22 protein-coding genes and 1 pseudogene are annotated in these 22,999 nt (G+C 63.4%); 12 read left to right on the top strand and 11 right to left on the bottom strand.

Translation table 11 applies throughout. The annotated features are described in order from the left end of the window. Window positions 1–75: 75 nt before the first annotated feature. The 4 genes and pseudogenes from argB to coaBC form a co-directional block, all read right to left on the bottom strand. Entirely contained in the window at window positions 76–981 is a 906-nt protein-coding gene (argB, locus tag PC358_RS20885) for an acetylglutamate kinase (protein ID WP_027592158.1), read from the bottom strand. Window positions 982–1,011: 30 nt separating this feature from the next. Beyond that, window positions 1,012–2,385, bottom strand: a pseudogene (locus tag PC358_RS20880) (phosphomannomutase/phosphoglucomutase); the annotation flags it as partial. A 135-nt stretch (window positions 2,386–2,520) separates the two neighbouring features. Then, window positions 2,521–2,976, bottom strand: coding sequence for a dUTP diphosphatase (gene dut / locus PC358_RS20875; protein ID WP_027592160.1), 456 nt, complete (start codon window positions 2,974–2,976; stop codon window positions 2,521–2,523). Window positions 2,977–2,981: 5 nt separating this feature from the next. After that, window positions 2,982–4,193, bottom strand: coding sequence for a bifunctional phosphopantothenoylcysteine decarboxylase/phosphopantothenate--cysteine ligase CoaBC (gene coaBC / locus PC358_RS20870; RefSeq protein WP_033702301.1), 1,212 nt, complete (start codon window positions 4,191–4,193; stop codon window positions 2,982–2,984). Between the two features lie 127 nt (window positions 4,194–4,320). Here coaBC and radC point away from each other — a divergent pair, with 127 nt between their 5' ends. Beyond that, the gene (gene radC / locus PC358_RS20865; protein ID WP_033702300.1) at window positions 4,321–5,001 is read left to right on the top strand and encodes a RadC family protein; all 681 of its coding nucleotides are present in this window, start codon (window positions 4,321–4,323) and stop codon (window positions 4,999–5,001) included. A gap of 134 nt (window positions 5,002–5,135) precedes the next feature. Here the strand turns inward: radC and PC358_RS20860 are convergent, their stop codons facing one another. Continuing rightward, entirely contained in the window at window positions 5,136–6,725 is a 1,590-nt protein-coding gene (locus PC358_RS20860) for an ABC transporter substrate-binding protein (protein ID WP_033702297.1), read from the bottom strand. A 360-nt stretch (window positions 6,726–7,085) separates the two neighbouring features. Here PC358_RS20860 and rpmB point away from each other — a divergent pair, with 360 nt between their 5' ends. Beyond that, entirely contained in the window at window positions 7,086–7,322 is a 237-nt protein-coding gene (gene rpmB, locus PC358_RS20855; protein ID WP_003253504.1) for a 50S ribosomal protein L28, read from the top strand. An 11-nt stretch (window positions 7,323–7,333) separates the two neighbouring features. Next, a complete protein-coding gene (gene rpmG / locus PC358_RS20850) occupies window positions 7,334–7,489 on the top strand; it encodes a 50S ribosomal protein L33 (RefSeq protein WP_003253507.1) in 156 nt (51 codons plus the stop codon). A gap of 68 nt (window positions 7,490–7,557) precedes the next feature. On the opposite strand, the gene PC358_RS20845 is transcribed toward rpmG, so the two are convergent. Together PC358_RS20845 and PC358_RS20840 are read right to left on the bottom strand one after the other, a co-directional pair. Continuing rightward, entirely contained in the window at window positions 7,558–7,761 is a 204-nt protein-coding gene (locus tag PC358_RS20845) for an I78 family peptidase inhibitor (protein ID WP_033702296.1), read from the bottom strand. A gap of 82 nt (window positions 7,762–7,843) precedes the next feature. Then, window positions 7,844–8,203, bottom strand: a complete 360-nt coding sequence (locus PC358_RS20840; protein ID WP_033702294.1) for a cupin domain-containing protein — start codon at window positions 8,201–8,203, stop codon at window positions 7,844–7,846. 197 nt (window positions 8,204–8,400) lie between these two features. Between PC358_RS20840 and PC358_RS20835 the strand changes: the two genes are divergently transcribed. Next, window positions 8,401–9,894, top strand: coding sequence for an aldehyde dehydrogenase (locus tag PC358_RS20835; RefSeq protein ID WP_033702292.1), 1,494 nt, complete (start codon window positions 8,401–8,403; stop codon window positions 9,892–9,894). Between the two features lie 142 nt (window positions 9,895–10,036). Continuing rightward, window positions 10,037–11,176 carry an MFS transporter gene (locus PC358_RS20830; protein WP_033702291.1) on the top strand — a complete coding sequence of 380 codons (1,140 nt, stop codon included), beginning with the start codon at window positions 10,037–10,039 and terminating at the stop codon, window positions 11,174–11,176. Between the two features lie 62 nt (window positions 11,177–11,238). Here PC358_RS20830 and PC358_RS20825 read toward each other — a convergent pair whose 3' ends face one another. Both PC358_RS20825 and PC358_RS20820 read right to left on the bottom strand, forming a co-directional pair. Then, entirely contained in the window at window positions 11,239–12,792 is a 1,554-nt protein-coding gene (locus tag PC358_RS20825; RefSeq protein ID WP_033702288.1) for a phospholipase D family protein, read from the bottom strand. Between the two features lie 60 nt (window positions 12,793–12,852). Continuing rightward, window positions 12,853–14,283, bottom strand: a complete 1,431-nt coding sequence (locus PC358_RS20820; protein ID WP_162181158.1) for an aminotransferase-like domain-containing protein — start codon at window positions 14,281–14,283, stop codon at window positions 12,853–12,855. Between the two features lie 178 nt (window positions 14,284–14,461). Here PC358_RS20820 and PC358_RS20815 point away from each other — a divergent pair, with 178 nt between their 5' ends. Further along, window positions 14,462–14,692: a DUF1127 domain-containing protein gene (locus PC358_RS20815; protein WP_033702284.1), complete on the top strand. Its 231-nt coding sequence runs from the start codon at window positions 14,462–14,464 to the stop codon at window positions 14,690–14,692. A 92-nt stretch (window positions 14,693–14,784) separates the two neighbouring features. Here the strand turns inward: PC358_RS20815 and PC358_RS20810 are convergent, their stop codons facing one another. Continuing rightward, the gene (locus PC358_RS20810; protein ID WP_033702281.1) at window positions 14,785–16,077 is read right to left on the bottom strand and encodes an NAD(P)/FAD-dependent oxidoreductase; all 1,293 of its coding nucleotides are present in this window, start codon (window positions 16,075–16,077) and stop codon (window positions 14,785–14,787) included. 161 nt (window positions 16,078–16,238) lie between these two features. On the opposite strand from PC358_RS20810, the gene PC358_RS20805 reads away from it, so the two are divergent. Beyond that, a complete protein-coding gene (locus PC358_RS20805) occupies window positions 16,239–16,592 on the top strand; it encodes a YkgJ family cysteine cluster protein (protein WP_033702279.1) in 354 nt (117 codons plus the stop codon). A 2-nt stretch (window positions 16,593–16,594) separates the two neighbouring features. On the opposite strand, the gene dadR is transcribed toward PC358_RS20805, so the two are convergent. Continuing rightward, on the bottom strand, window positions 16,595–17,083 hold the full coding sequence (gene dadR, locus PC358_RS20800) for a transcriptional regulator DadR (protein ID WP_003258963.1): 489 nt from the start codon (window positions 17,081–17,083) through the stop codon (window positions 16,595–16,597). Between the two features lie 155 nt (window positions 17,084–17,238). Here dadR and dadA point away from each other — a divergent pair, with 155 nt between their 5' ends. The 5 genes from dadA (at window position 17,239) to PC358_RS20775 (ending at window position 22,919) form a co-directional block, all read left to right on the top strand. Beyond that, window positions 17,239–18,540, top strand: coding sequence for a D-amino acid dehydrogenase (gene dadA, locus PC358_RS20795; protein WP_033702277.1), 1,302 nt, complete (start codon window positions 17,239–17,241; stop codon window positions 18,538–18,540). An 88-nt stretch (window positions 18,541–18,628) separates the two neighbouring features. After that, on the top strand, window positions 18,629–19,702 hold the full coding sequence (gene alr / locus PC358_RS20790; protein WP_033702275.1) for an alanine racemase: 1,074 nt from the start codon (window positions 18,629–18,631) through the stop codon (window positions 19,700–19,702). A gap of 122 nt (window positions 19,703–19,824) precedes the next feature. Then, window positions 19,825–20,373 (top strand): cupin domain-containing protein, encoded by a 549-nt coding sequence (locus PC358_RS20785; protein ID WP_033702273.1) that lies wholly within the window; start codon window positions 19,825–19,827, stop codon window positions 20,371–20,373. Window positions 20,374–20,527: 154 nt separating this feature from the next. After that, window positions 20,528–20,932 (top strand): c-type cytochrome, encoded by a 405-nt coding sequence (locus PC358_RS20780; protein WP_033702594.1) that lies wholly within the window; start codon window positions 20,528–20,530, stop codon window positions 20,930–20,932. Window positions 20,933–21,059: 127 nt separating this feature from the next. Further along, a complete protein-coding gene (locus PC358_RS20775; protein WP_033702271.1) occupies window positions 21,060–22,919 on the top strand; it encodes an acetyl-CoA hydrolase/transferase C-terminal domain-containing protein in 1,860 nt (619 codons plus the stop codon). Window positions 22,920–22,999 lie beyond the last annotated feature (80 nt).

Here is a 22,999-nt window from a genome sequence, read left to right as displayed (position 1 = left end):
CACCTGAGCGCACAAAAAAAGGCGACCTTTGCGGGTCGCCTTTTTGGTGCCTGCCTGAACTGGCCGCTTGATGAATCAGCGTGGCTTGCGATTGGTGATCAACGTGCCCACACCGCTGTCGGTGAAGATCTCCAGCAGCACCGCATTGGGCACGCGGCCGTCGATGATGTGCGAGCTGTTCACGCCACCTTGCACCGCATCCAGTGCGCACTTGATCTTCGGCAGCATGCCGCCGTAGATGGTGCCGTCGGCGATCAGTTCGTTGACCTGCTCGGTGGTCAGGCCGGTCAGGACCTGGCCCTGCTTGTCCATCAGGCCGGCGATGTTGGTCAGCAGCATCAGCTTCTCGGCTTTCAGCGCCTCGGCCACCTTGCCTGCCACCAGGTCGGCGTTGATGTTGTACGACTCACCATTGGCACCGACGCCGATCGGCGCGATCACCGGGATGAAGTCGCCCTTGACGAGCATGTTCAGCAGGTCGGTGTTCACGCTCACGACTTCGCCGACATGGCCGATGTCGATGATTTCCGGGGTGGTCATCTCTGGCGTCTGGCGGCTTACGGTCAGCTTCTTGGCGCGGATCAGTTCCGCGTCCTTGCCGGTCAGGCCGATGGCGCTGCCGCCGTGGCGGTTGATCAGGTTGACGATATCCTTGTTGACCTGGCCACCCAGCACCATCTCCACCACGTCCATGGTCGCCGAGTCGGTGACGCGCATGCCGTCGATGAAGTGGCTTTCGATCGACAGGCGCTTGAGCAGGTCGCCGATCTGCGGGCCACCACCGTGGACCACCACCGGGTTGATGCCCACAGCCTTCATCAGCACGATGTCACGGGCGAAGCCGGTCTTGAGCTCCTCGCTCTCCATCGCGTTGCCGCCGTACTTGATCACCAGGGTCTTGCCGACAAAGCGGCGGATGTAAGGCAGTGCTTCGGACAAAACTTCGGCTACATGGGAAGCGGCATCGCGATCGAGGGTCATGCAGGGCTCCTGTAAGGAACAGATAGTCGGTCAGAACGGCAGTTGCAGCTCAGGGGCAACCCGCAGCAACTGGGCGCGGAAAACATCCTTGATACGTTGCAATTCGGCGTCGCTGTCGGCCTCGAAACGCAGCACCAGCACCGGTGTGGTGTTGGAGGCGCGTACCAGGCCCCAGCCGTGGTCGTAGTCGACCCGCACACCGTCGATGGTGGTCAGGTTGGCCGCGCCCCAGTCGGCGTCGCGTTGCAGTGCATCAATGATGCTGAATTTACCCTCGTCGGTCACATCAATATTGATTTCCGGCGTGGAAATATCGTTCGGGAACGCCGCGAACAGGCTTTCGGCGTCCTGGTCGGCCTTGCTGAGGATCTCCAGCAGGCGCGCGGCACTGTAGATGCCGTCGTCGAAACCGTACCAGCGCTCCTTGATGAAAATGTGCCCGCTCATCTCGCCAGCCAGCAACGAGCCAGTCTCTTTCATCTTCTTCTTGATCAGCGAATGGCCGGTCTTCCACATCAGCGCGCGGCCGCCATGCTGTTCGATCAGCGGGGTCAGGCGACGGGTGCATTTGACGTCGAAGATGATCTCGGCGCCCGGGTTGCGCGACAGCACGTCCTGGGCAAACAGCATCAGCAGGCGGTCGGGGTAGACGATGGTGCCGGTGTTGCTCACCACGCCCACGCGGTCGCCGTCGCCGTCGAAGGCCAGGCCGATGTCGGCACCGGTCTGCTTGACCTTGGCGATCAGGTCTTCGAGGTTTTCTGGTTTGCCAGGGTCTGGGTGGTGGTTGGGGAAGTTGCCGTCGACCTCGCAGAACAGCGGGACGACTTCGCAGCCGAGTGCTTCGATCAGTTGCGGGGCGATAACGCCGGCCGCGCCGTTGCCGCAGTCCACCACCACCTTGAGCTTTTTCGAAAGCTTCACGTCGGCGATGATCTGCTGGTAGTAGCGCTCGAGAATCTCGACCTTCTGCACGCTGCCTTCGGCACGGGTCAGGTCGTTGGTTTTCAGGCGGGTCAGCAGGGCTTGGATCTGTTCGTTGGCCAGGGTGTCACCGGCGATGACGATCTTGAAGCCGTTGTAGTCCGATGGGTTGTGGCTGCCAGTCAGCATCACACCCGATTTGCCGGCCAGCACGTTGGCGGCGTAATACAGCGCCGGGGTCGGCACCAGGCCGACGTCGCTGACCTGGCAACCGGCGTCGGCCAGGCCTTTGATCAACTGCTCGACCAGCATTGGGCCAGACAGGCGGCCATCGCGGCCGACAGCGATCTGTGGCTCGCCCTGGGCGAGGGTCTGGGCGCCGATGGCGCGGCCGATCCAGTAGGCGGTTTCGGCGTGGAGGGTTTTGCCGACCACGCCGCGAATGTCATAAGCGCGGAAAATGCTGTCCGGCAGTGCGGGGACCAGCTGGGCCATTTCGTTCATCTCTGGAAGCTCCATTAGTCAAAGGCTGTCTGGGCAGGCGCAAACTGAACGCTTGGACGGTGGTTTCGCCAGAGAGTTCGCCATCCTTGGCCTGAACGGTCAGCTGTCGGCTCAGTGGCTGCCGGAGTGGCCGAAGCCGCCAGTGCCACGCTGGCTTTCGTCGAAGGCCTCGACGATGTCGAAATGCGCCTGCACCACCGGCACCAGCACCAATTGGGCGATGCGCTCGCCAATGGCGATGGTGAATGGGGTGTTGCCGCGGTTCCAGCACGACACCATCAGCTCGCCCTGGTAGTCCGAGTCGATCAGGCCGACCAGGTTGCCCAGCACGATGCCGTGCTTATGGCCCAGGCCCGAGCGCGGCAGGATCATGGCCGCCAGGCCCGGGTCGCCGATGTAGATCGACAGGCCGGTGGGGATCAGCAGGGTCTGGCCTGGCTCGAGGACAGTGTCCTCCTTGAGCAGGGCGCGCAGGTCCAGCCCGGCGGAACCCGGGGTGGCGTACTGCGGCAGGGGGAATTCGGTGCCCAGGCGTGGGTCGAGGATCTTGGCTTGAAGAGCGTGCATGTAACTTATTGAACCTGGTTGAGCCGTTCGGCGATGAAGGCGACCAGTTGCCGGGCGATCTTGCCCTTGCTGGTCTGCGCAAAGAGGGTCTGGTGCTGCTGGCGATCGATCACGGTCAAGGCGTTTTCTTCGCTGTTGAAGCCGATGCTGGGGTTGGCCACATCATTGGCGACGATCAGGTCGAGGTTCTTGTCCTTGAGCTTGCGCGTGGCGTAATCGAGCAGGTGTTCGGTCTCGGCGGCGAAGCCGACACTGAACGGGCGGTCGCTACGGCCAGCAATGGTTGCAAGGATATCGGGATTGCGCACCATCTGCAGCAGCATGCCGTCGCCGGTCGTAGGATCTTTCTTGAGTTTTTGCGCAGCAACGACCTCTGGCCGGTAGTCCGCGACGGCTGCCGAGGCAATGAACAGGTCGCAGGGCATGGCCGCTTCACAGGCCGCGAGCATGTCGCGCGCGCTGACCACGTCGATCCGGTTGACCCGGTCGGGCGTGGGCAGGTGCACCGGGCCGGTGACGAGGGTCACCCGAGCACCGGCCTCGGCGGCCGCTTCGGCCAGGGCGAAGCCCATCTTCCCGGAGCTATGATTGGTGATGTAGCGCACCGGGTCGATGTTTTCCTGGGTCGGGCCGGCGGTGATCAGCACGTGTTTGCCGGTCAGCGTCTGGCGCTTGAAGCTTTCGGCGGCGCACCAGGCCAGGTCGGTGGCTTCCAGCATGCGGCCAAGGCCTACGTCGCCACAGGCCTGGCTGCCGGAAGCCGGGCCGAATACCTGGATGCCGCGGCTTTTGAGCAGGTCGAGATTGGCCTGGGTGGCCGGGTCGCGCCACATGGCCTGGTTCATGGCCGGGGCCACGGCAACGGTGGCGTCGGTGGCCAGTATCAGGGTGGTTAGCAGGTCGTCTGCCATGCCTTGGGCCATGCGCGCCATCAGGTCGGCAGTGGCGGGGGCGATGAGCACCAGGTCGGCCCACTTGGCCAGCTCGATATGGCCCATGGCCGCTTCGGCGGCGGGGTCGAGCAGGTCCATGTGCACCGGGTGGCCGGACAACGCCTGCAGGGTCAGCGGGGTGATGAACTCTGCACCGCCACGGGTCATGACGACGCGCACCTGCGCGCCGTGCTCCAGGAGTCGGCGGATCAGCTCGGCGCTTTTGTAGGCGGCAATGCCGCCACCGACGCCGAGAACGATGCGCTTGTGATACAGCCGCTGCATAGGCTTTTGCCTTTTTCCAGTGAAAGCGGGCGGCGACAAGAACTGCCTGCGGCAGAACGTCGCATGTACGAGGCGAACTAGATTAACACAGGGCCCAAACGTGCCGCAGCAGGACCAAGGAGCAGGGATGAGTATCAGGGAATGGCCGGCTGAAGAGCGGCCGAGGGAGAAGCTGCTGTCGCGTGGCGTAGCGGTGTTGTCGGATGCCGAGCTGGTGGCTGTGCTGCTGGGTTCGGGGGTTGCTGGGCGTAATGTGATGGACCTGGCGCGAGGGTTGCTGGTGCGCTTTGGTGGCCTGAGGCAGTTGCTCGATGCCGATCGCCAAGCCGTTTTGCGCGAGCCTGGCCTCGGCCCCGTGAAGTACGCCCAGTTGCAGGCCTTGCTGGAGATTGGCCGGCGTTACCTGGATGAGGGTATCGAGCGCACGCCTGCGCTGGAAAGCCCGGTGGCGGTGCGGCGTTACCTCAAGGCCATGCTGCGGCATGAGGCCAGTGAGGTGTTTGGGTGTTTGTTTCTGGATACCAAACATCGGCCGCTGGCGTTCGAAATCCTGTTCAGGGGCACGATCGACCGGGCCAGTATCTATCCGCGGGAAGTGGTGCGCCGGGCGTTGCTGCACAACGCGGCGGCATTGATCTTGTGCCACAACCATCCGTCGGGCAACAGCGAGCCAAGCCAGGATGATGTGCACATGACGCTAGCGCTCAAGCGAGCGCTAGGGCTGATCGATGTGCGAGTGCTGGACCACGTCATCGTGGGTGACGGCGAGCCGTTGTCGATGGTGGAACAGGGGTGGATCGTTGCCTAGGTGCTGCGGTGCATGTGCCGGCCTCTTCGCGGGTCAAGCCCGCTCCCACAGGTACTTCACTGTTCTCAAGGGCAGTGACATCCCGGTGGGAGCGGGCTTGACCCGCGAAGAGGTCGGCACAGGCAGTTGCACCCTCAGCGGGTCACCGAAACCTTGCTGAAATCCAACCGCCCGAACGGGCTCACCTGGTACCCCTCGACCCCCTGGCGCAGCAAGGTGGCCGCCGTGGGGTGCGCCAGCGGCACCCACAGTGCCTGCTGCTGGATCAACGTCTGCGCCTGCTGGTACAAGCGGCTGCGCACGCTCTGGTCGTTGGTGGTGCGGCCAGCATTGATCAACTGGTCAAGGCGGCTGTCGCAGAACCGCGCGAAGTTGGTCCCTGATTTCACTGCAGCACAGGAAAACTGCGGGCTGAGGAAGTTATCCGGGTCACCGTTGTCACCCGCCCAGCCCATGAACAGCAAATCATGCTCGCCGGCCTTGGCGCGGCGGATCAGCTCGCCCCATTCGATCACCCGGATCTCGGCCTTGATGCCGATCTTGCCCAGGTCGGCTTGCAGCATCTGCGCCCCAAGGCTGGGGTTGGGGTTGAGCAGGCTGCCCGACGGGCGGGTCCAGATCGTGGTGCTGAAGCCCTCTGGCAGGCCTGCTTTGGTCAGCAGGGCCTTGGCCTTTTTCAGGTCCATGGGGTAGCCAGGCAGGTCCTTGGCGTAGCTCCAGGTGTTGGGCGGGTAGGGGCCGTTGGCGGCCGTCGCGGTGCCTTCGAACACGGCCTTGAGGTAGGCCTGCTTGTCGAAGGCCAGGTTGATGGCCTGGCGCACCTCTGGCTTGTCCAGCGGCGGGTGTGCGCTGTTGATGGCAACGAAGGCGGTCATGAACGCCGGCGTGCTGGCGACCTGGAGGCTGCCATCCTTGCTGGCTTCAGCGATATCCAGCGGTTTGGGCGACAGGGCGACCTGGCATTCGTTGCGCTTGAGCTTCTGCAGGCGCACGTTGGCATCGGTGGTGATGGCGAAGATCAGCGGGTCGACGCCAGGCTTGCCAGCGAAGTAGTCGGGGTTGGCGCGGTAGCGCACCACGGCGTCCTTCTGGAAGCGCTGGAAGACGAACGGCCCGGTGCCGATCGGCTGGCTGTTGAGCTTTTCCGGGGTACCTGCCTTGAGCAGCTTGTCGGCATATTCGGCAGAATAGATCGAGGCAAAGCCCATGCTCAGGGTGGCCAGGAACGTGGCATCCGGGTGGGCCAGGGTGAAGCGCACGGTCTGCGGTTCAGGGGCGTCGATCGACTTGATCAGGTTGCCCAGTTGCAGCGATTGTGCGTGCGGGTAACCGCCCGGGGCGGTCTTGTGCCAGGCGTGGGCCGGGTAGAGCATGCGCTGGAAGCTGAACAGCACATCGTCGGCGTTCAGCGCGCGGGACGGTTTGAAGTAGGCAGTGGTGTGAAACTTCACGTCATCGCGCAGCTTGAAATCGTAGATCAGGCCGTCGGCCGACACCGTCCAGCTCGCCGCCAGGCTGGGTACTACCTTGCCCTGGGCCGCATCGAACTCCACCAGGCGGTTCATCAGCACGTCGGCCGAGGCGTTGGTGGTGGTCAGCGAGTTGTACTGGACCACGTCGAAACCTTCGGGGCTGGCTTCGCTGCAAACACTCAGCGCGGCTGCCTGGGTGACGCCTGCGGTAAACAGTGAGGTGAACAAGAGGGAAAGGGCGGCGGCACGCATCGTGACTCCTTGGCTGTCAGTGGCCCATCTGCCAGTGCAGTCTGGAAACGTCCTACCCTAGTGCGCCCGCCTGCAAATGACCACACCCTTTTTTACAAATTCGGCGACGAGTGGTCGACGCCTGACGGGGCCTGCCGCTATGCTGCCCCGGCGCACTCGGCGTCGTGTCAATATTCATCATATGTTGTTGCAGCCGAGTCTTTCTGGTATAAAGCAGCGCTCTTTTCTAGGGGCTCGGCCTGTCGCATCAGCGGATCCGGTCGATAAGACCTCCAGAATCACGGCGCCTGGCGCCAAAGACTGAGAGATTAAGCGGCCAACCCATGCCGGGTTGGGCATGTGGTTTTAGAGGGCTGAGTCATGTCGAGAGTCTGTCAAGTTACTGGTAAGGGTCCAGTAACCGGGAACAACATTTCCCACGCAAACAACAAAACCCGTCGTCGTTTCCTGCCGAACCTGCAGCACCACCGTTTCTGGGTTGAGTCCGAGAAGCGTTTCGTGCGTCTGCGTGTTTCCGCCAAGGGCATGCGTATCATCGACAAGCGCGGCATCGACGCCGTTCTGGTTGACATCCGTAAAGCTGGCGCCAAGGTTTAAGGGAGAACATCATGCGTGAATTGATCCGTCTGGTTTCGAGTGCCGGTACCGGCCACTTCTACACCACCGACAAGAACAAGCGCACCACCCCGGACAAAATCGAGATCAAGAAATATGATCCGGTTGTTCGTAAGCACGTGGTGTACAAGGAAGCCAAGATCAAGTAATTGATCGGCGACCTGAAAAAAAAACCCGCATCCGAAAGGATGCGGGTTTTTTTATGGCCTTCGCTCGGTCAGCCGAAGCTGAACCCCTTAATCAGGCCGTTGGCATCGGTCCTGATGTGCACCCGGTTGATATCGTATTCGAGGGTGGACATCTCATTGGGGCCTACCACACGAGTGCGGCCGGTGAGTGCGCTGATGGTGGCTTTAACCCCAGGCTCGTAAGGCGTATCGACCAGATGGGCGAGGGCTTGCAAGGCTTCATCGTTGTTCATGCTTGGTATCCTTCTGAAGTAAATGGCCCGGTGTGGGCAGGGCCATCCTCACGCATGCCAGCTGGCCGGCTGTGTTACATAGTTATTTCTGCTCGAACATTACATAGATCTTGCGGCAAGGCTCCAGCACTTCCCAGGTGCCCTTGAAGCCTGCCGGGATGACGAACCGATCACCGGCACGCAGGGTCTTGGCGCCGCCGTCCTGGTCACGCAGCACCGAAACACCCAGCACGATCTCGCAGTACTCGTGTTCGGTGTAGTTGACCGTCCACTGGCCGACTTCACCTTCCCAGACGCCCGCGGCGAACTGGCCGCACGGGCTGGCGTAGTGGTTGTAGACGGCCTGGTCCGGCTCGCCTTTGAGGATTTTCTCTGCCGCCGGGCGGTAGCGTTCGGCCTCGGTAAGAACCTGGGCGAAGTCGATGATGCTGGCGATGCTCATGGTGCGGCTCCTGTTGTTGTTTAATAAAATGAACATCAGTAGGCGTTTAGGCCTTTCGTGTCAAATATATTGATAGTTTACACGGCCTGGTTTAGGGTATCGCTTGCCCGTGTGCGCTCGTCGCCCGGCCAGAATTTCTGACAACGCCAGTGAGTCCTCAGTGCGGCGTTGCACCTAAACAAGAGGAGGAGTTTCGTATGACCACCCTGACTCGTGCGGACTGGGAACAACGTGCCCAGCAACTGAAGATCGAAGGCCGTGCCTTCATCAACGGCGAATACACCGACGCCGCCTCCGGTGAAACCTTCGAGTGCCTGAGCCCGGTCGACGGACGCTTCCTGGCCAAGGTCGCCAGCTGCGACCTGGCCGACGCCAACCGTGCTGTCGAGAACGCCCGCGCCACCTTCGATTCCGGTGTCTGGTCGCGCCTGGCGCCGGCCAAGCGCAAAGCCAAGCTGATCCGCTTCGCCGACCTGCTGCGCAAGAACGTCGAAGAGCTGGCGCTGCTTGAAACCCTGGACATGGGCAAGCCGATCGGCGATTCCTCGAGCATCGACGTCCCAGGTGCGGCACAAGCCCTGCACTGGAATGCCGAAGCTATCGACAAGGTTTACGACGAAGTCGCGCCGACGCCGCATGACCAGCTCGGCCTGGTAACCCGTGAGCCGGTGGGTGTGGTCGGCGCCATCGTGCCGTGGAACTTCCCGCTGCTGATGGCATGCTGGAAGCTCGGCCCAGCCCTGGCCACCGGTAACTCGGTAGTCCTGAAGCCGTCCGAAAAATCGCCACTGACCGCCATCCGCATCGCCCAGCTGGCCATCGAAGCCGGCATCCCGGCCGGTGTGCTGAACGTGCTGCCAGGCTACGGCCACACAGTAGGCAAGGCCCTGGCCCTGCACATGGATGTCGACACGCTGGTGTTCACCGGTTCGACCAAGATCGCCAAGCAACTGATGATCTACGCTGGCGAATCGAACATGAAGCGTATCTGGCTGGAAGCCGGTGGCAAGAGCCCGAATATCGTCTTCGCCGACGCGCCAGACCTGCAAGCTGCCGCCGAAGCCGCCGCCAGCGCCATCGCCTTCAACCAGGGCGAAGTCTGCACCGCAGGCTCGCGCCTGCTGGTCGAGCGTTCGATCAAGGATACCTTCCTGCCTATGGTGGTCGAGGCCCTCAAAGGCTGGAAGCCTGGCAACCCACTGGACCCGCAGACCACCGTCGGCGCGCTGGTCGACACCCAGCAGATGAACACCGTGCTGTCGTACATCGACGCCGGCCACAAGGACGGCGCCAAACTGCTGGCTGGTGGCAAGCGCATCCTCGAAGAGACCGGCGGCACCTACGTCGAGCCGACCATCTTCGACGGCGTGACCAACGCCATGAAGATCGCCCAGGAAGAGATCTTTGGCCCAGTATTGTCGGTGATTACCTTCGACACTGCCGAAGAAGCCATCGCCATCGCCAACGACACGCCGTATGGCCTGGCCGCCGGCATCTGGACCTCGGACATCTCCAAGGCCCACAAGACCGCCCGTGCCGTGCGCGCTGGCAGTGTCTGGGTCAACCAGTACGACGGCGGCGACATGACCGCACCGTTCGGCGGCTTCAAGCAGTCGGGCAACGGCCGTGACAAGTCGCTGCATGCGCTGGAGAAGTACACCGAGCTGAAGGCGACCTGGATCAAGCTGTAAATCGCTGGGGCCGCGCTGCGGCCCATTCGCGGGGCAAGCCCGCTCCCACAGGCTCACCACTGATTTCAGAATCTCGGTGATGAGCTTGTGGGAGCGGGCTTGTTCCGCGAGTGGGCCCAAGAAAATCCAACAGGAAGAACACATGCGCTGGGGCACCTACTTCGCCGTACTGGCATCCGTACTCAGTGTCGGCCTGGCGCTCGGCGTGAGCATGCCGCTGGTGTCCCTGCGCCTGGACGGGTGGGGCTACGGCAGTTTTGCCATTGGCGTCATGGCCGCGATGCCTGCCTTGGGCGTATTGCTGGGCGCCAGCCTGGCCAGCCGCCTGGCCGGGTGGGTCGGCGTGCCCTCGGCGATGCGCCTGTGCCTGTGGGGCGGTGCGCTGTCGATCGGCCTGCTGGCGCTGCTGCCCAGCTACCCGCTCTGGCTGGCTCTGCGCCTGCTGATCGGCATGTCCCTGACCGTGGTGTTCATCCTTGGCGAAAGCTGGATCAACCAGCTGGTGGTCGAGCAATGGCGGGGCCGGCTGGTGGCGCTGTATGGCAGCAGCTATGCCTTGAGCCAACTGGCCGGGCCATTGGTGCTGGGCTTTCTCGGCTCGGACGACGATTTCGGTTTCTGGGCCGCGACCGCCTTGCTGTTGCTGGCACCCCTGGTGCTGTTGGGGCGCGGCGGGGCGCCTACCACCGAAGCGTACAGCGTCACTTTCCGCGACCTGTTCGCCTTCTGCCGGCGCCTGCCGGTGATCGCCTGGGCGATTGCCCTGTTCGCTTCGTTCGAGGCGATGATCCTGACCTTGCTGCCGGTCTACTGCCTGCAGCAAGGGTTCACTACCGAGATTGCACTGTTCATGGTGAGCACCGTGGTGGTGGGCGATGCGGTGCTGCAATTGCCCATCGGCGCATTGGCCGACCGCATGTCGCGGCGCACCCTGTTCAGCGGTTGTGCGGTGACCTTGCTGTGCTCAAGCCTGGCGATACCGCTGTTGCTGCACACGCCGGTGATCTGGCCGCTGTGGGTGCTGTTCGGGGCCAGTGCCGGTGGCCTGTTCACCTTGTCGCTGGTGTTGATCGGCGAGCGCTATCGGGATGATGCGCTGGTGCGGGCCAATGCCCACGTGGCGCAGTTGTGGGGCATTGGTTGCCTGCTTGGGCCGCTCTTGGCGGGGGCCGGGAGCCAGTGGATCAGCGGGCATGCGTTGCCGTTGCTGATGGCTGTGGGGGCGGCGGGGTTGGTGGTGTTGATTCGGCGGCGGGGGGCTTTCGAGCCGGCTTCGGCTTGAGCATGTATGGGGCCGCTTTGCGGCCCTTTCTGAACGGTCGGGCGGCGCCTAAAGGGCTGCGATCACAGCATCTTTTCAAGGCCGACGGCCTTGCTGACCCAGGCGTTGAACCGTCGCCACATCCCGCCAGGCTCGGACGTCAGTATCCGCTGCTTGCCGTCTTCTTCAGTCACCCACACCAGTTTGTCACCCCGCAACTGCGGCTGGTAGCTCAGCGCCGGGGCCATACCCTGCACCGCCAGCGCGCGCGTGTATTCGGCCAGTTCCGGGCTGTCCACCAGCACACCGACTTCGGTATTCCACAGCACCGATCGCGGGTCGAAGTTGAACGAACCGATGAAGGTCTTGCGCCGGTCGAACACGATCGCCTTGCTGTGCAGGCTCGAATCCGAACCGCCATGGAAGCTCAACCGCCCGGCACTCGGGTCACCCGGCTGGCGGCGTAATTCATACAGCTTCACGCCATGTTCGAGCAGCGCCCGGCGATACGGCGCATAGCCGCCGTGCACCGCAGGTACGTCGGTCGCTTCCAGCGAGTTGGTCAGCAGTTTGACCGAGATGCCGGCATCGGCGTTGTGGGTCAGGTACAGCAAGCCCGATTCACCGGGCACGAAATACGCCGACACCAGGATCAGCTCGTGGCGAACGTTGTTCAGGTCGGGGGCCAGTTGCTGGGTCAGCAACAGTTGCGGGTCTGGCTCGTCATTGGCCAGGACCTTGCTCGGCGCATCCCACAGGGCCTGGCTGTGCGCCCAGATCAACTCGTTGCGCCACACATCCAGGCGCGGCTGCGACTGGTAGGCCATCAAGCGGTCATACAAGGCCTTGCGTCGCGTACGCGCCTCGGCCAGGGAAACTTCCAGGCGATGGCGGCTGGCGTGCAGGTCGTGGGCATCGGGCTGGCGCCAGAGGAAATCGCCGATGGGGCGGCTCAGGGCGCTGTTCCAGTACTGGTCGAAACTGTGGCCAAGTTGTTCGGCCACCGGGCCCACGCCCAGCAGGTCGATGTCGGTGAAGTTGAGGTTGGGTTCGGCATCGAAGTATTCGTCGCCCAGGTTGCGCCCGCCGACGATGGCCATGCTGTTGTCCACCAGGAACAGCTTGTTGTGCATGCGCCGGTGCTGGCGCGACAGGTTGAACAAGCGGCCTACCGCACGCGTCACCCCGGTGCTACGCCCCAGGTGCAGCGGGTTGAAGACGCGAATCTGGATGTTCGGGTGGGCGTCGAGGGTACCCATGATGGTGTCCAGGCCGTCGCTGGTGGTGTCGTCGAGCAGAATGCGCACGCGCACGCCGCGGTCGGCGGCACGCAACAGTTCATGGACCAGCGCACGGGTGCTGAGGCCGTCATGAACGATGTAGTACTGCAGGTCGATGCTGGCCTGGGCGTTGCGGATCAGCTCGGCGCGCGCGCGAAACGCCTCGTTGCTGTTGGGCAGCAAACGAAAGCCCGAACGGCCCTCGTAGGGCGCAGCCTGGCGCAGCACCGAGCGGCCGAAAGCTGAGTCTTTGGCCGGCAGCGCCTGGCTGACTTCGCGGGGGATGTCGACGCTTGCGCAGCCTGCGAGGCCGCACAATAGCGTCAGCAGAAGCGGCAGAGCTCGCTGCAATCTCAAGGTAAGCGTGTCCTGTACAGCAAAGGCCTAAGGGGTTGGACCATGGTGGGCGGCGCAAAGTTACGCGCAGGCGTCGTCCTGATCCAGTAGACGAAGGGCGGTTTCACCCACTTTGCGCACGGCGGCCTCGATTGACGGCGTAGGCAGGGCCGCGAAGTTCATGCGCAAGCAGTGACGGAACTTGCCCGAGGCCGAGAAAATGCTGCCGACCGCGATCTGTACATCTTGCTCCAGTAAAGCGCGGTTCAGCCGCAGCGTGTCGAAATGTTCGGGCAGTTCGACCCACAGCATGAAGCCACCCTGGGGCCGACTGACACGCGTGCCCGGCGGGAAGTAACGGGTCACCCAGTCGCTCATCAGGTCGCGGCTGCGTTGGTACTGGCTGCGCATGCGCCGCACGTGAGGCTGGTAATGGCCGGCTTTGATGAAGTCGGCGATGGCCAGCTGGGGCTGGCTGGCGGTGCTGCCGGTGCTGATGTACTTCATGTGCAGCACCCGCTCCAGGTAACGCCCCGGCGCTACCCAGCCGATGCGCAGGCCGGGTGCCAAGGTCTTGGAGAACGAACTGCACAGCAATACACGGCCGTCGTCGTCGAACGACTTGAGGGTGCGCGGGCGCGGGTAGGTGTAGGCCAGGTCGCCGTACACATCGTCTTCGAGAATGGCCACGTCATAGCGCTGGGCCAGGCTGAGCAAGGCCTTCTTGCGTGCCTCGGGCATGATGTAACCCAGTGGGTTGTTGCAGCTCGGGGTGATCTGGATGAGCTTGATCGGCCACTGCTCCAGGGCCAGTTCCAGTGCTTCGAGGCTGATGCCGGTGACCGGGTCGGTGGGGATCTCCAGCGCCTTCATGCCCAGGCCCTTGAGGGTTTGCATGGCGCCATGAAAGCTGGGCGAGTCGACCGCAACAATGTCGCCTGGCTCGCACACGGCGCGAATGCTGCAGGACAGCGCCTCATGGCAGCCGGTGGTCACCACCAGGTCCGCCGGGCTCAGGCGGCAGCCGGAGTCCAGCGTCAGGCGGGCGATCTGCTCGCGCAGGGCCAGGTTGCCATGGATGTTGTCGTAGTAGAGGCCGGGCATGTCCTGGCGCCGGCTCAGCTGGGCGAGGCTGCGCAGCAGCGGCTTAAGGGTCGGGCTGTTGATGTCGGGCATGCCGCGCCCCAGCTGCATCACATCCTGGCGTGGGGTGCTGCGGACCAGTTCCAGCACCTGCTCCCACTGGGAGATGTCCACGGGGCGCTGGGCCGGGCGGCTGACGGCGGGCAGGGCAGGGAGGTGGCGGCCTTCGCTGACGAAATAGCCGGATTTGGGCCGCGGCGAGACCATGCCGCTGTCTTCGAGCATGCGGTAGGCCTGTTGCACGGTGCTCAGGCTGACCCCGTGCTCCACGCTCAGGGCACGCACCGAGGGCAGGCGCTGGCCGGGGCGATACAGGCCCTGTTCGATACGGGCGCCGAGCAACTCGGCGAGGTTGAGGTAAAGCGTCACGGCATACTCCAGCGCCGCTGAGCTGCAGCGACCAGTACAGTTGCGCTGAAAATACAGCATTCACCCGTCGATTCGCCAATTCTGTATGGGAATAATAAGCCGCTATTGGATCTGTATTGTCATCAGTGCCGACGCGCATGCTTGCTTCACGGTATCAACTGAGCGGGAGAACGCAGCGATGGGTGGCATGAGCGATGTGCGCTTGCAACTGATGGCCAAGGAGCTGGAAACCGGGCAGCACGCCAAGGTCTTCAATGCGCCGGCAGGCCTGAGCCGTTGGGGGCTGATGCTGCACCGCTGGCACACCCGCAGGGCCTTGTTGCAACTGACCGATGATGAATTGCGCGATGTCGGGCTGAGCTGGGAGCAGGCCCGAGAAGAGGGGCGTAAGCCATTTTGGAGGGATTGATTGAGGGCTACGTGGTGCATGGCTTGAGGGTGATGGTGGCGCTCGATTTGCGCGCCACTATCACCCTCAAGGCATGCTCCGCCTCACATCACCTAAACCAATTCCTTGAGCCGGTGCCAGAGCATCCCCAATGCCAGCAGTGGCGAGCGCAGGTGCTTGCCGCCAGGGAAGGTGATGTGCGGCACCTTGGCGAACAGGTCGAAGCGCCCGCTCTGCTGGCCGCTGATGGCCTCGCCAAGCAGGCGCCCTGCAAGGTGGGTGGCGTTGAGCCCATGGCCGGAATAGGCCTGGGCGTAGTAGACGTTCGGCTGGCTGGCCAAACGCCCGATCTGTGGCAGGCGGTTGGCCCCGATGCCAATCATGCCGCCCCATTGGAACTCGATGCGCACATCGGCCAACTGCGGGAATACCTTGAGCATCTTTGGCCGCATGTAGGCGGCAATGTCTTGCGGGTCGCGGCCGGAATAGTGGCAGGCACCGCCGAACAGCAGCCGCTGGTCGGCAGACAGCCGGTAGTAATCCAGCGCCACGCGCTGGTCGCACACGGCCATGTTCTGCGGCAGCAGCGCGCGGGCACGCGCGTCGCCCAGGGGCTCGGTGGCGATGATGTAGCTGCCGGCGGGTAGCACCTTGCCGCCCAGCTCGCGATTGAGGCCATTGTGGTAGGCGTTGCAGCACAGTACCAACGTCTTGGCACGGACCCGGCCTTGAGCGGTGTGTACCTTGACTTCGGGGCCGTACTCGATGCGCGTGACCTCTGACTGCTCGAACAGCCGCACGCCAAGGCGGCTGGCCACGGCCGCTTCGCCGAGGGCCAGGTTGAGCGGGTGCAGGTGGCCCGAGCCCATGTCGATCAGGCCGCCCACATAGCGGTCGGAGCCGACCACGCTGTGAATATCGTCTTTCGCCACCAGACGCAGCGCGTGGCGATACCCCAGGCTGCGCAATGCTTCGGCTTCTTCGGCAAAGCCTTGCAGCTCGCCAGGTTTGTTGGCCAGGTCGCAGTAGCCCCAGGTCAGGTCGCAGGCGATGTTGTGGCGCTCGACCCGCTCGCGGACGATCTCCACGGCCTCCAGGCCCATCAGCTTCATGCTGCGCACGCCTTCCTCGCCGATCACCGGGAGGAACTGCTCCAGGCCATGGCCGACACCGCGGATCAATTGCCCGCCGTTGCGCCCGCTAGCGCCCCAGCCGAGCTTGCGGGCTTCCAGCAGGATCACCGAGAGGCCACGTTCAGCCAGTTCGATCGCGGTGTTAAGGCCTGAATAGCCACCGCCAATGATGCACACGTCGGCGCTGTGCTCGCCTTGCAGGAAGGCATGATCGGCGTGTGGCGCGCTGCTGGCGGCGTAATAGGAAGCGGCGTGCTGCGCGCTATGGATCATGGGGCAGGTCCTGGGCTTTTGGGCAGAGGAGGGAGGATAAGCCGGGGTCGGAAGGTGGGCAACAAGGCGAGAGCCGCGTCCGCGCTCGCGGTTAAAGCTGCGCCCACAGGGCCGGTGCAATGGGCCTATAATTCACCCCACCTTCTTGCTCTGTACCCGCCATGTCCTGCAACCGCCACAAGATTCACTTCCTGCGCGAACTCATCCCTTCTTTCGAGTGCGAGCCCGGCTGCCACGACTGCTGCGGCCCGGTCACCACCTCGGCCGAAGAAATGGCTCGCCTGCCGCGCAAGACCGAGGCCGAGCAAGCCGCTGCGCTGCAGCACCTGGACTGCGTGCACTTGGGCCCCAACGGCTGCACAGTGTATGAAGAGCGCCCGATGATCTGCCGCCTGTTCGGCACCACCCCACGCATGGCCTGCCCGCGCGGCCGTGGCCCGGAGCAGATGATCGAGCCCGAGGCCGAGCAGCTCGTTCATCAATTCATTGCCACCACCCGCCAGGTGCTGGTCTAGCGTCAGTCCGGAATCGGCAGGCAGAGGCTCTCCTTCACCTCTTCCATCACGATGTAGCTCTTCGACTCGCGCACGTGCGGCAGCTTCAGCAGGATGTCGCCCAGCAGCTTGCGGTACGACGCCATCTCCGAAATACGCGCCTTTACCAGGTAGTCGAAATCGCCCGAAACCAGGTGGCACTCCAGCACATGGGGCAGCTTGAGCACCGCACGCCGAAACTCCTCGAAGGTGTCGCCAGACTTGTAGTCCAGGCTGATTTCGACGAACACCAGCAAGCTGCCCTTCAGGTGCTGCGGATTGAGCCGGGCGTTGTAGCCCATGATGATGCCCTCGCGTTCCAGGCGGCGGACGCGCTCGGTGCAAGGGGTGGTGGAAAGCCCAACTTTCTCGCCCAGTTCGGTGAAGGAAATACGCCCGTCATTCTGCAGGATCCGCAGTATGTTGCGGTCGATCTTGTCCAGTTCACGCTTGCTCTGGTGCTGGGTTCTCATAGGGGATGCCCCTCCGTGAAAGGCAATATTGCCGAGAATTCTCGCCAAATATAGGCTTTTATATAGTGAATTGCACTGGTCTGTAATTTTTATACTGCGCGCATCCATGCCATTTCAACAAAAGACAGCGGTGCGCCGCGTGCGAGGGATCAACAATGCGAGTTCTGGTACTTGGTAGCGGTGTGATCGGAACCGCCAGTGCCTATTATCTGGCCCGGCAAGGTTACGAAGTGACGGTGGTCGACCGCCAGCCGGCGGTAGCCATGGAAACCAGCTTCGCCAACGCAGGCCAGATCTCGCCCGGCTATGCCTCGCCCTGGGCCGCCCCGGGTGTACCGCTCAAGGCCATCAAGTGGTTGCTCGAACGCCACGCGCCCCTGGCCATCAAGCTGACCGGCGACGTTGACCAGTACCTGTGGATGGCACAGATGCTGCGCAACTGCACCGCCAGCCGTTATGCGGTGAACAAGGAACGCATGGTGCGTCTGTCCGAGTACAGCCGTGATTGCCTCGACGAGCTGCGTGCCGAAACCGGCATCGCTTATGAAGCCCGCACCCTGGGCACCACCCAGTTGTTCCGCACCCAGGCGCAGGTCGATGCCGCCGCCAAAGACATCGCCGTGCTCGAGCAGTCCGGTGTGCCTTATGAACTGCTCGACCGCGACGGCATCGCCCGCGTCGAACCGGCCCTGGCCGGGGTAAAAGACATTCTGGCCGGTGCCCTGCGCCTGCCCAACGACCAGACCGGCGACTGCCAGCTGTTCACCACCAAGCTTGCCGACATGGCGCTGAAGCTGGGTGTGGAGTTCCGCTTCGGCCAGGACATCCAGCGCCTGGACTTCGCCGGCGACCGCATCAATGGCGTGTGGATCGACGGCAAGCTGGAAACCGCCGACCGCTACGTGCTGGCCCTGGGCAGCTATTCGCCGCAGATGCTCAAGCCGCTGGGTATCAAGGCGCCGGTCTACCCGCTCAAGGGTTACTCGCTGACGGTGCCGATCACCAACGCCGACATGGCGCCGACCTCGACCATTCTCGATGAAACCTACAAGGTCGCCATCACCCGTTTCGACAACCGCATCCGCGTCGGCGGCATGGCTGAGATCGCCGGTTTTGACCTGTCGCTGAACCCGCGTCGACGCGAAACGCTGGAGATGATCGTCAACGACCTTTATCCTCGCGGCGGTGACCTGAGCCAAGCCAGTTTCTGGACCGGCCTGCGCCCGGCGACCCCGGACGGTACACCGATCGTGGGTGCCACTGCGTTCCGTAACCTGTTCCTGAACACCGGTCACGGGACCTTGGGCTGGACCATGGCGTGCGGTTCGGGTCGCCTGCTGGCAGACCTGATTGCGCGCAAGAAGCCGCAGATCAGTGCCGAAGGCCTGGATATTTCCCGTTATGGCAACAGCCGGGAAGCCACCAAGCAAGGCCAGACCGCGCCCGTGCATCAATGATTTGAAGGCCTGCGCTGGCCTCTTCGCGGGGTTACCCGCGAAGAGGCAAACACCGTTATTAAACTGAACCACCATAAGGCATGCCGCCATGCGTCCCGCCCGCGCCCTGATCGACCTCCAGGCCCTGCGCCACAACTACCGCCTTGCCCGTGAACTGACCGGCGCCAAAGCCCTTGCCGTGATCAAGGCCGATGCCTACGGCCACGGCGCGGTGCGTTGCGCCCTGGCACTGGAGGCCGAAGCCGATGGCTTTGCCGTGGCCTGCATCGAAGAAGCGCTAGAGCTGCGCGCAGCTGGCATCAAGGCGCCTGTGCTGTTGCTCGAAGGCTTCTTCGAGGCCAGCGAACTGGCCCTGATCGCCGAGCACGACCTGTGGTGCGTGGTGCATTCGCTGTGGCAGCTTGAAGCAATCGAAAAGACCCAGGTGCACAAGCCGCTGACCGTCTGGCTGAAGCTCGACAGCGGCATGCACCGCGTCGGCCTGCACCCCAAGGATTATCACGAGGCGTATCAGCGCCTGCTGGCTACTGGCAGCGTCCTGCGCATCGTATTGATGAGCCACTTCGCCCGTGCCGACGAACTGGACGCCGACGCCACCGCCGAGCAGATCTCGGTGTTCGAGGCCGCGCGCCAGGGGCTGGCTGCCGAGTGCAGCTTGCGCAACTCGCCCGGGGTGCTGGCGTGGCCACAGGCGGGTGGCGACTGGGTGCGCCCGGGCCTCATGCTGTATGGCGCCACCCCCTTCGAAGTCGCCCAGGCCGAGGCTGAGCGCCTGCAACCGGTGATGACCCTGCAATCGCGGGTCATCAGCGTGCGCGAGCTGCCGGCCGGCGAGCCGGTGGGCTACGGCGCCAAGTTCATCGGCACGCGGCCGACCCGTGTCGGCGTGGTCGCCATGGGCTATGCCGATGGCTACCCACGCCAGGCGCCCAATGGCACCCCGGTGATGGTCGCGGGCAAGCGCAGCCAGCTGATTGGCCGGGTGTCGATGGACATGCTGTGCATCGACCTGACCGATGTGCCCGAGGCTACCGTGGGCAGCCCGGTGGAGCTGTGGGGTAAGCAGGTGCTGGCCAGCGAGGTGGCTGCCCATGCCGGCACCATTCCGTACCAGATCTTCTGCAACCTCAAGCGGGTGCCGAGGGACTACTGTGGTGAGTAGGTGCGACGAATAAGACGCTGAAGCGGACAGGTTGCAGGGTGGTGTGTTGTAAATACTGAACGGCATTGCCATGATATCGTTCACATTCACCCCCTCTCTACCCGTTTCAGGAGGCTCCAGCTTTGGACGTCGGCGAACGACTGCAAGCCATCCGCAAGCTCAAGGGCCTGTCACAACGTGAGCTCGCCAAGCGCGCGGGTGTCACCAACAGCACCATCTCGATGATCGAGAAAAACAGCGTCAGCCCTTCGATCAGTTCGCTGCGCAAGGTGCTGAGCGGCATTCCGATGTCCATGGTCGAGTTCTTTTCGGTCGAACTGGCCGCCGAGAGCCCTACGCAGGTCGTCTACAAGGCCCATGAGCTGATCGACATCTCGGACGGTGCGGTGACCATGAAGCTGGTGGGCAAGTCGCACCCCAACCGCGCCATTGCGTTTCTCACCGAGGTCTACCCACCGGGTGCCGACACCGGCGCCGAGATGCTTACCCACGACGGTGAAGAGACCGGCATCCTGCTTGAAGGGCGGCTTGAGCTGGTGGTCGGCAACGAGATTTTCATCCTCGAAGAGGGCGACAGCTACTACTTCGAAAGTACCCGCCCGCACCGCTTTCGCAACCCCTTCAAGGAACCTGCCCGGTTGATCAGCGCCGCGACGCCTTCAAACTTTTGATCCAGCGCAGTGCATTGTTTCGGCAATACCCCTTTCCTGTGTGGGGTCGTTTCACGGCCTCTGGGTTCCCGCTATACTTTTCAACGCTCGCCGATCCGTGGCCGCGAGCGTGATTAGCCACCATGAGGGTGTACGCGTGAACCAAATCAAGAAGATGCTGGCCGTACCAGCAGCCGTATTCGCCCTCTGGGCAATGAGCGCAACCGCTGCAACCAATGACGACATCGCCAAGCGCCTAGAGCCGGTGGGCCAGGTGTGCGTCCAGGGCCAGGAGTGCAAGGGCATGGCGGTTGCCACTGCGGCGGCTGGCGGCGCTGCCAAGACGCCGGATGACATCATCGCCAAGCACTGCAATGCCTGCCATGGCACCGGCTTGCTGGGCGCGCCGAAAATCGGCGATACCGCCGCGTGGAAGGAACGTGCCGACCACCAGGGCGGCCTGGATGGCATCCTGGCCAAGGCCATTACCGGTATCAATGCCATGCCGCCGAAGGGCACCTGTGCCGATTGCTCGGATGATGACCTGATGGGTGCGATCAAGAAGATGTCGGGGTTGTAAGCAGCCGCTCAATTGCATGAGGCCCGCCTTTGATGGCGGGCTTTGTATATGTGCAGCCAGTGCCGGCAACCAACCCGCTGAACCCCATGTCCAACCCCTGACCCCATGGAAGACTCAGGAGGCCAAGATGCACCTCTGCTCCATCGATCAGGCAGTCGACCAGGCGCTGTCGCGCCTGCCGGCCCACATTCACATGGGCCTGCCGCTGGGCCTTGGCAAACCCAACGCCTTCGTCAATGCGCTGTACGCCCGAGTGCGCGAACTGCCCGAGCGCCAGCTGACGATCTACACCGCCTTGTCCCTTGGCCGTCCACCCTTGGGCGACGGCCTGCAGCGGCGCTTCCTCGAACCCTTCATCGAGCGTGTGTTCGCCGATTACGAAGACCTCACCTACCTCGCCGACCTGCGCAACGACCAACTGCCGCCGAACATCCGCGTCGAGCAGTTCTTCATGCAGCCCGGCAGCCTGCTGCACAGCGAGAGCGCCCAGCAGGACTACGTCAGCAGCAACTACAGCCACGCCGCCCGTGACATCAACGCCAAGGGCCTTAACCTGATTGCCCAGCTGGTGGCCGCCACGCCAGAAAAGCCCGTGCACCTGAGCTTGGCCTGTAACCCCGACATCACCCTCGACCTGCTGCCGATGATCGCCAAGCGCCGCGCGGCCGGTGAAACCATTCTCATGCTGGGCCAGGTGCATGCCGAGCTGCCCTACATGCCGGGTGACTCGGAGCTGAGCATCGACGCATTCGACCTGCTGATCGATGAGGTGGAGCAACGCCGGCTGTTCTCCACGCCGAACATGCCGGTCACCACCCAGGACCATTGCATCGGCCTGCACGCCAGCACCCTGGTGCGTGATGGCGGCACCTTGCAGATAGGCATCGGCGCCATGGGCGATGCCGTGGCCGCTGCGCTGTTAGCGCGCCAGGGCGACAATGCGGGCTATCGGGCATTGATGGATGAACTGGATGTTGGCCCTTGGCAAACCCTGATCCAGCGGGAAGGGGGGCTGGATGCCTTCGCCCAAGGCCTCTACGGATGCAGCGAAATGTTCGTCAACGGCCTGCTGGCGCTGGCCGAGGCGGGCGTGGTGCGGCGCCCGGCAGACGAGCAGGGCGTACTGGTGCATGGCGGGTTTTTCCTCGGCCCACGGGCGTTCTACCAACGCTTGCGGGACATGCCGCTGGAGCAGCGCGCACGGTTTGCCATGACGCGTATCAGTTTCATCAATGAGCTGTATGGCCAGGAAGAACTGAAGCGCCGCCAGCGCCGGGATGCGCGGTTCATCAACACGGTATTCACCATGACCCTGCTGGGCGCGGGGGTGGCCGACCAGCTGGAGGATGGCCGTGTGCTCAGCGGCGTGGGCGGGCAGTACAACTTCGTCGCCCAAGGCCACGCGCTGGAGGGCGGGCGATCGATACTGCTGTTACGTAGCTGGCGCGAGGCGGCGGGCGAGGTCAGCTCGAACCTGCTGTGGGCCTACGGCCACTGCACCATCCCCAGGCACCTGCGCGATATCGTGGTGACCGAGTACGGCATCGCCGACCTGCGCGGGCAGACCGACAGTGAAGTGATTGCACGGTTGTTGGCGGTCAGTGATTCGAGGTTCCAGGGCGAGCTGATCGAACAGGCCAAGAAGGCCGGCAAGTTGGCCAGGGATTTCCAGCTGGAAGCACGCTTTACCGACAACACGCCAGAGCGCCTTGAGGCCATCCGGGCGCGCCATGCAGGGCTGTTTCCGGAGTATCCGCTGGGCACCGATTTCACGGCCGAAGAGCGTGACTTGCTGCGGGCGTTGAACTGGCTGAAGAGCAAGTTCAGGTTGAGCGAGGTACTGGGGCTGGGCAAGGCAGCGCTGGATGCGCCGGGGCCGGAGGGGTATGCGGCGCAGTTGGCGCGCATGGGGTTGGGGGATCCCCAAGGGCTGAAGGAAGAAATCTATCAGCGGTTATTGCTGGCGGGTTTGGCGGCGACCCGATAATTGTCGGGGCCGCAGAGCGGCCCTTTCGCTACGCAAGGCCGCTCCTACAGGCTCGCGCGATCTGCTTCACCTGTAGGAGC

Origin of the sequence: Pseudomonas capeferrum (assembly GCF_000731675.1) — a bacterium.
GTDB classification, from domain to species: Bacteria; Pseudomonadota; Gammaproteobacteria; order Pseudomonadales; family Pseudomonadaceae; genus Aquipseudomonas; species Aquipseudomonas capeferrum.
This window is presented reverse-complemented; position numbering and strand designations above follow the sequence as displayed.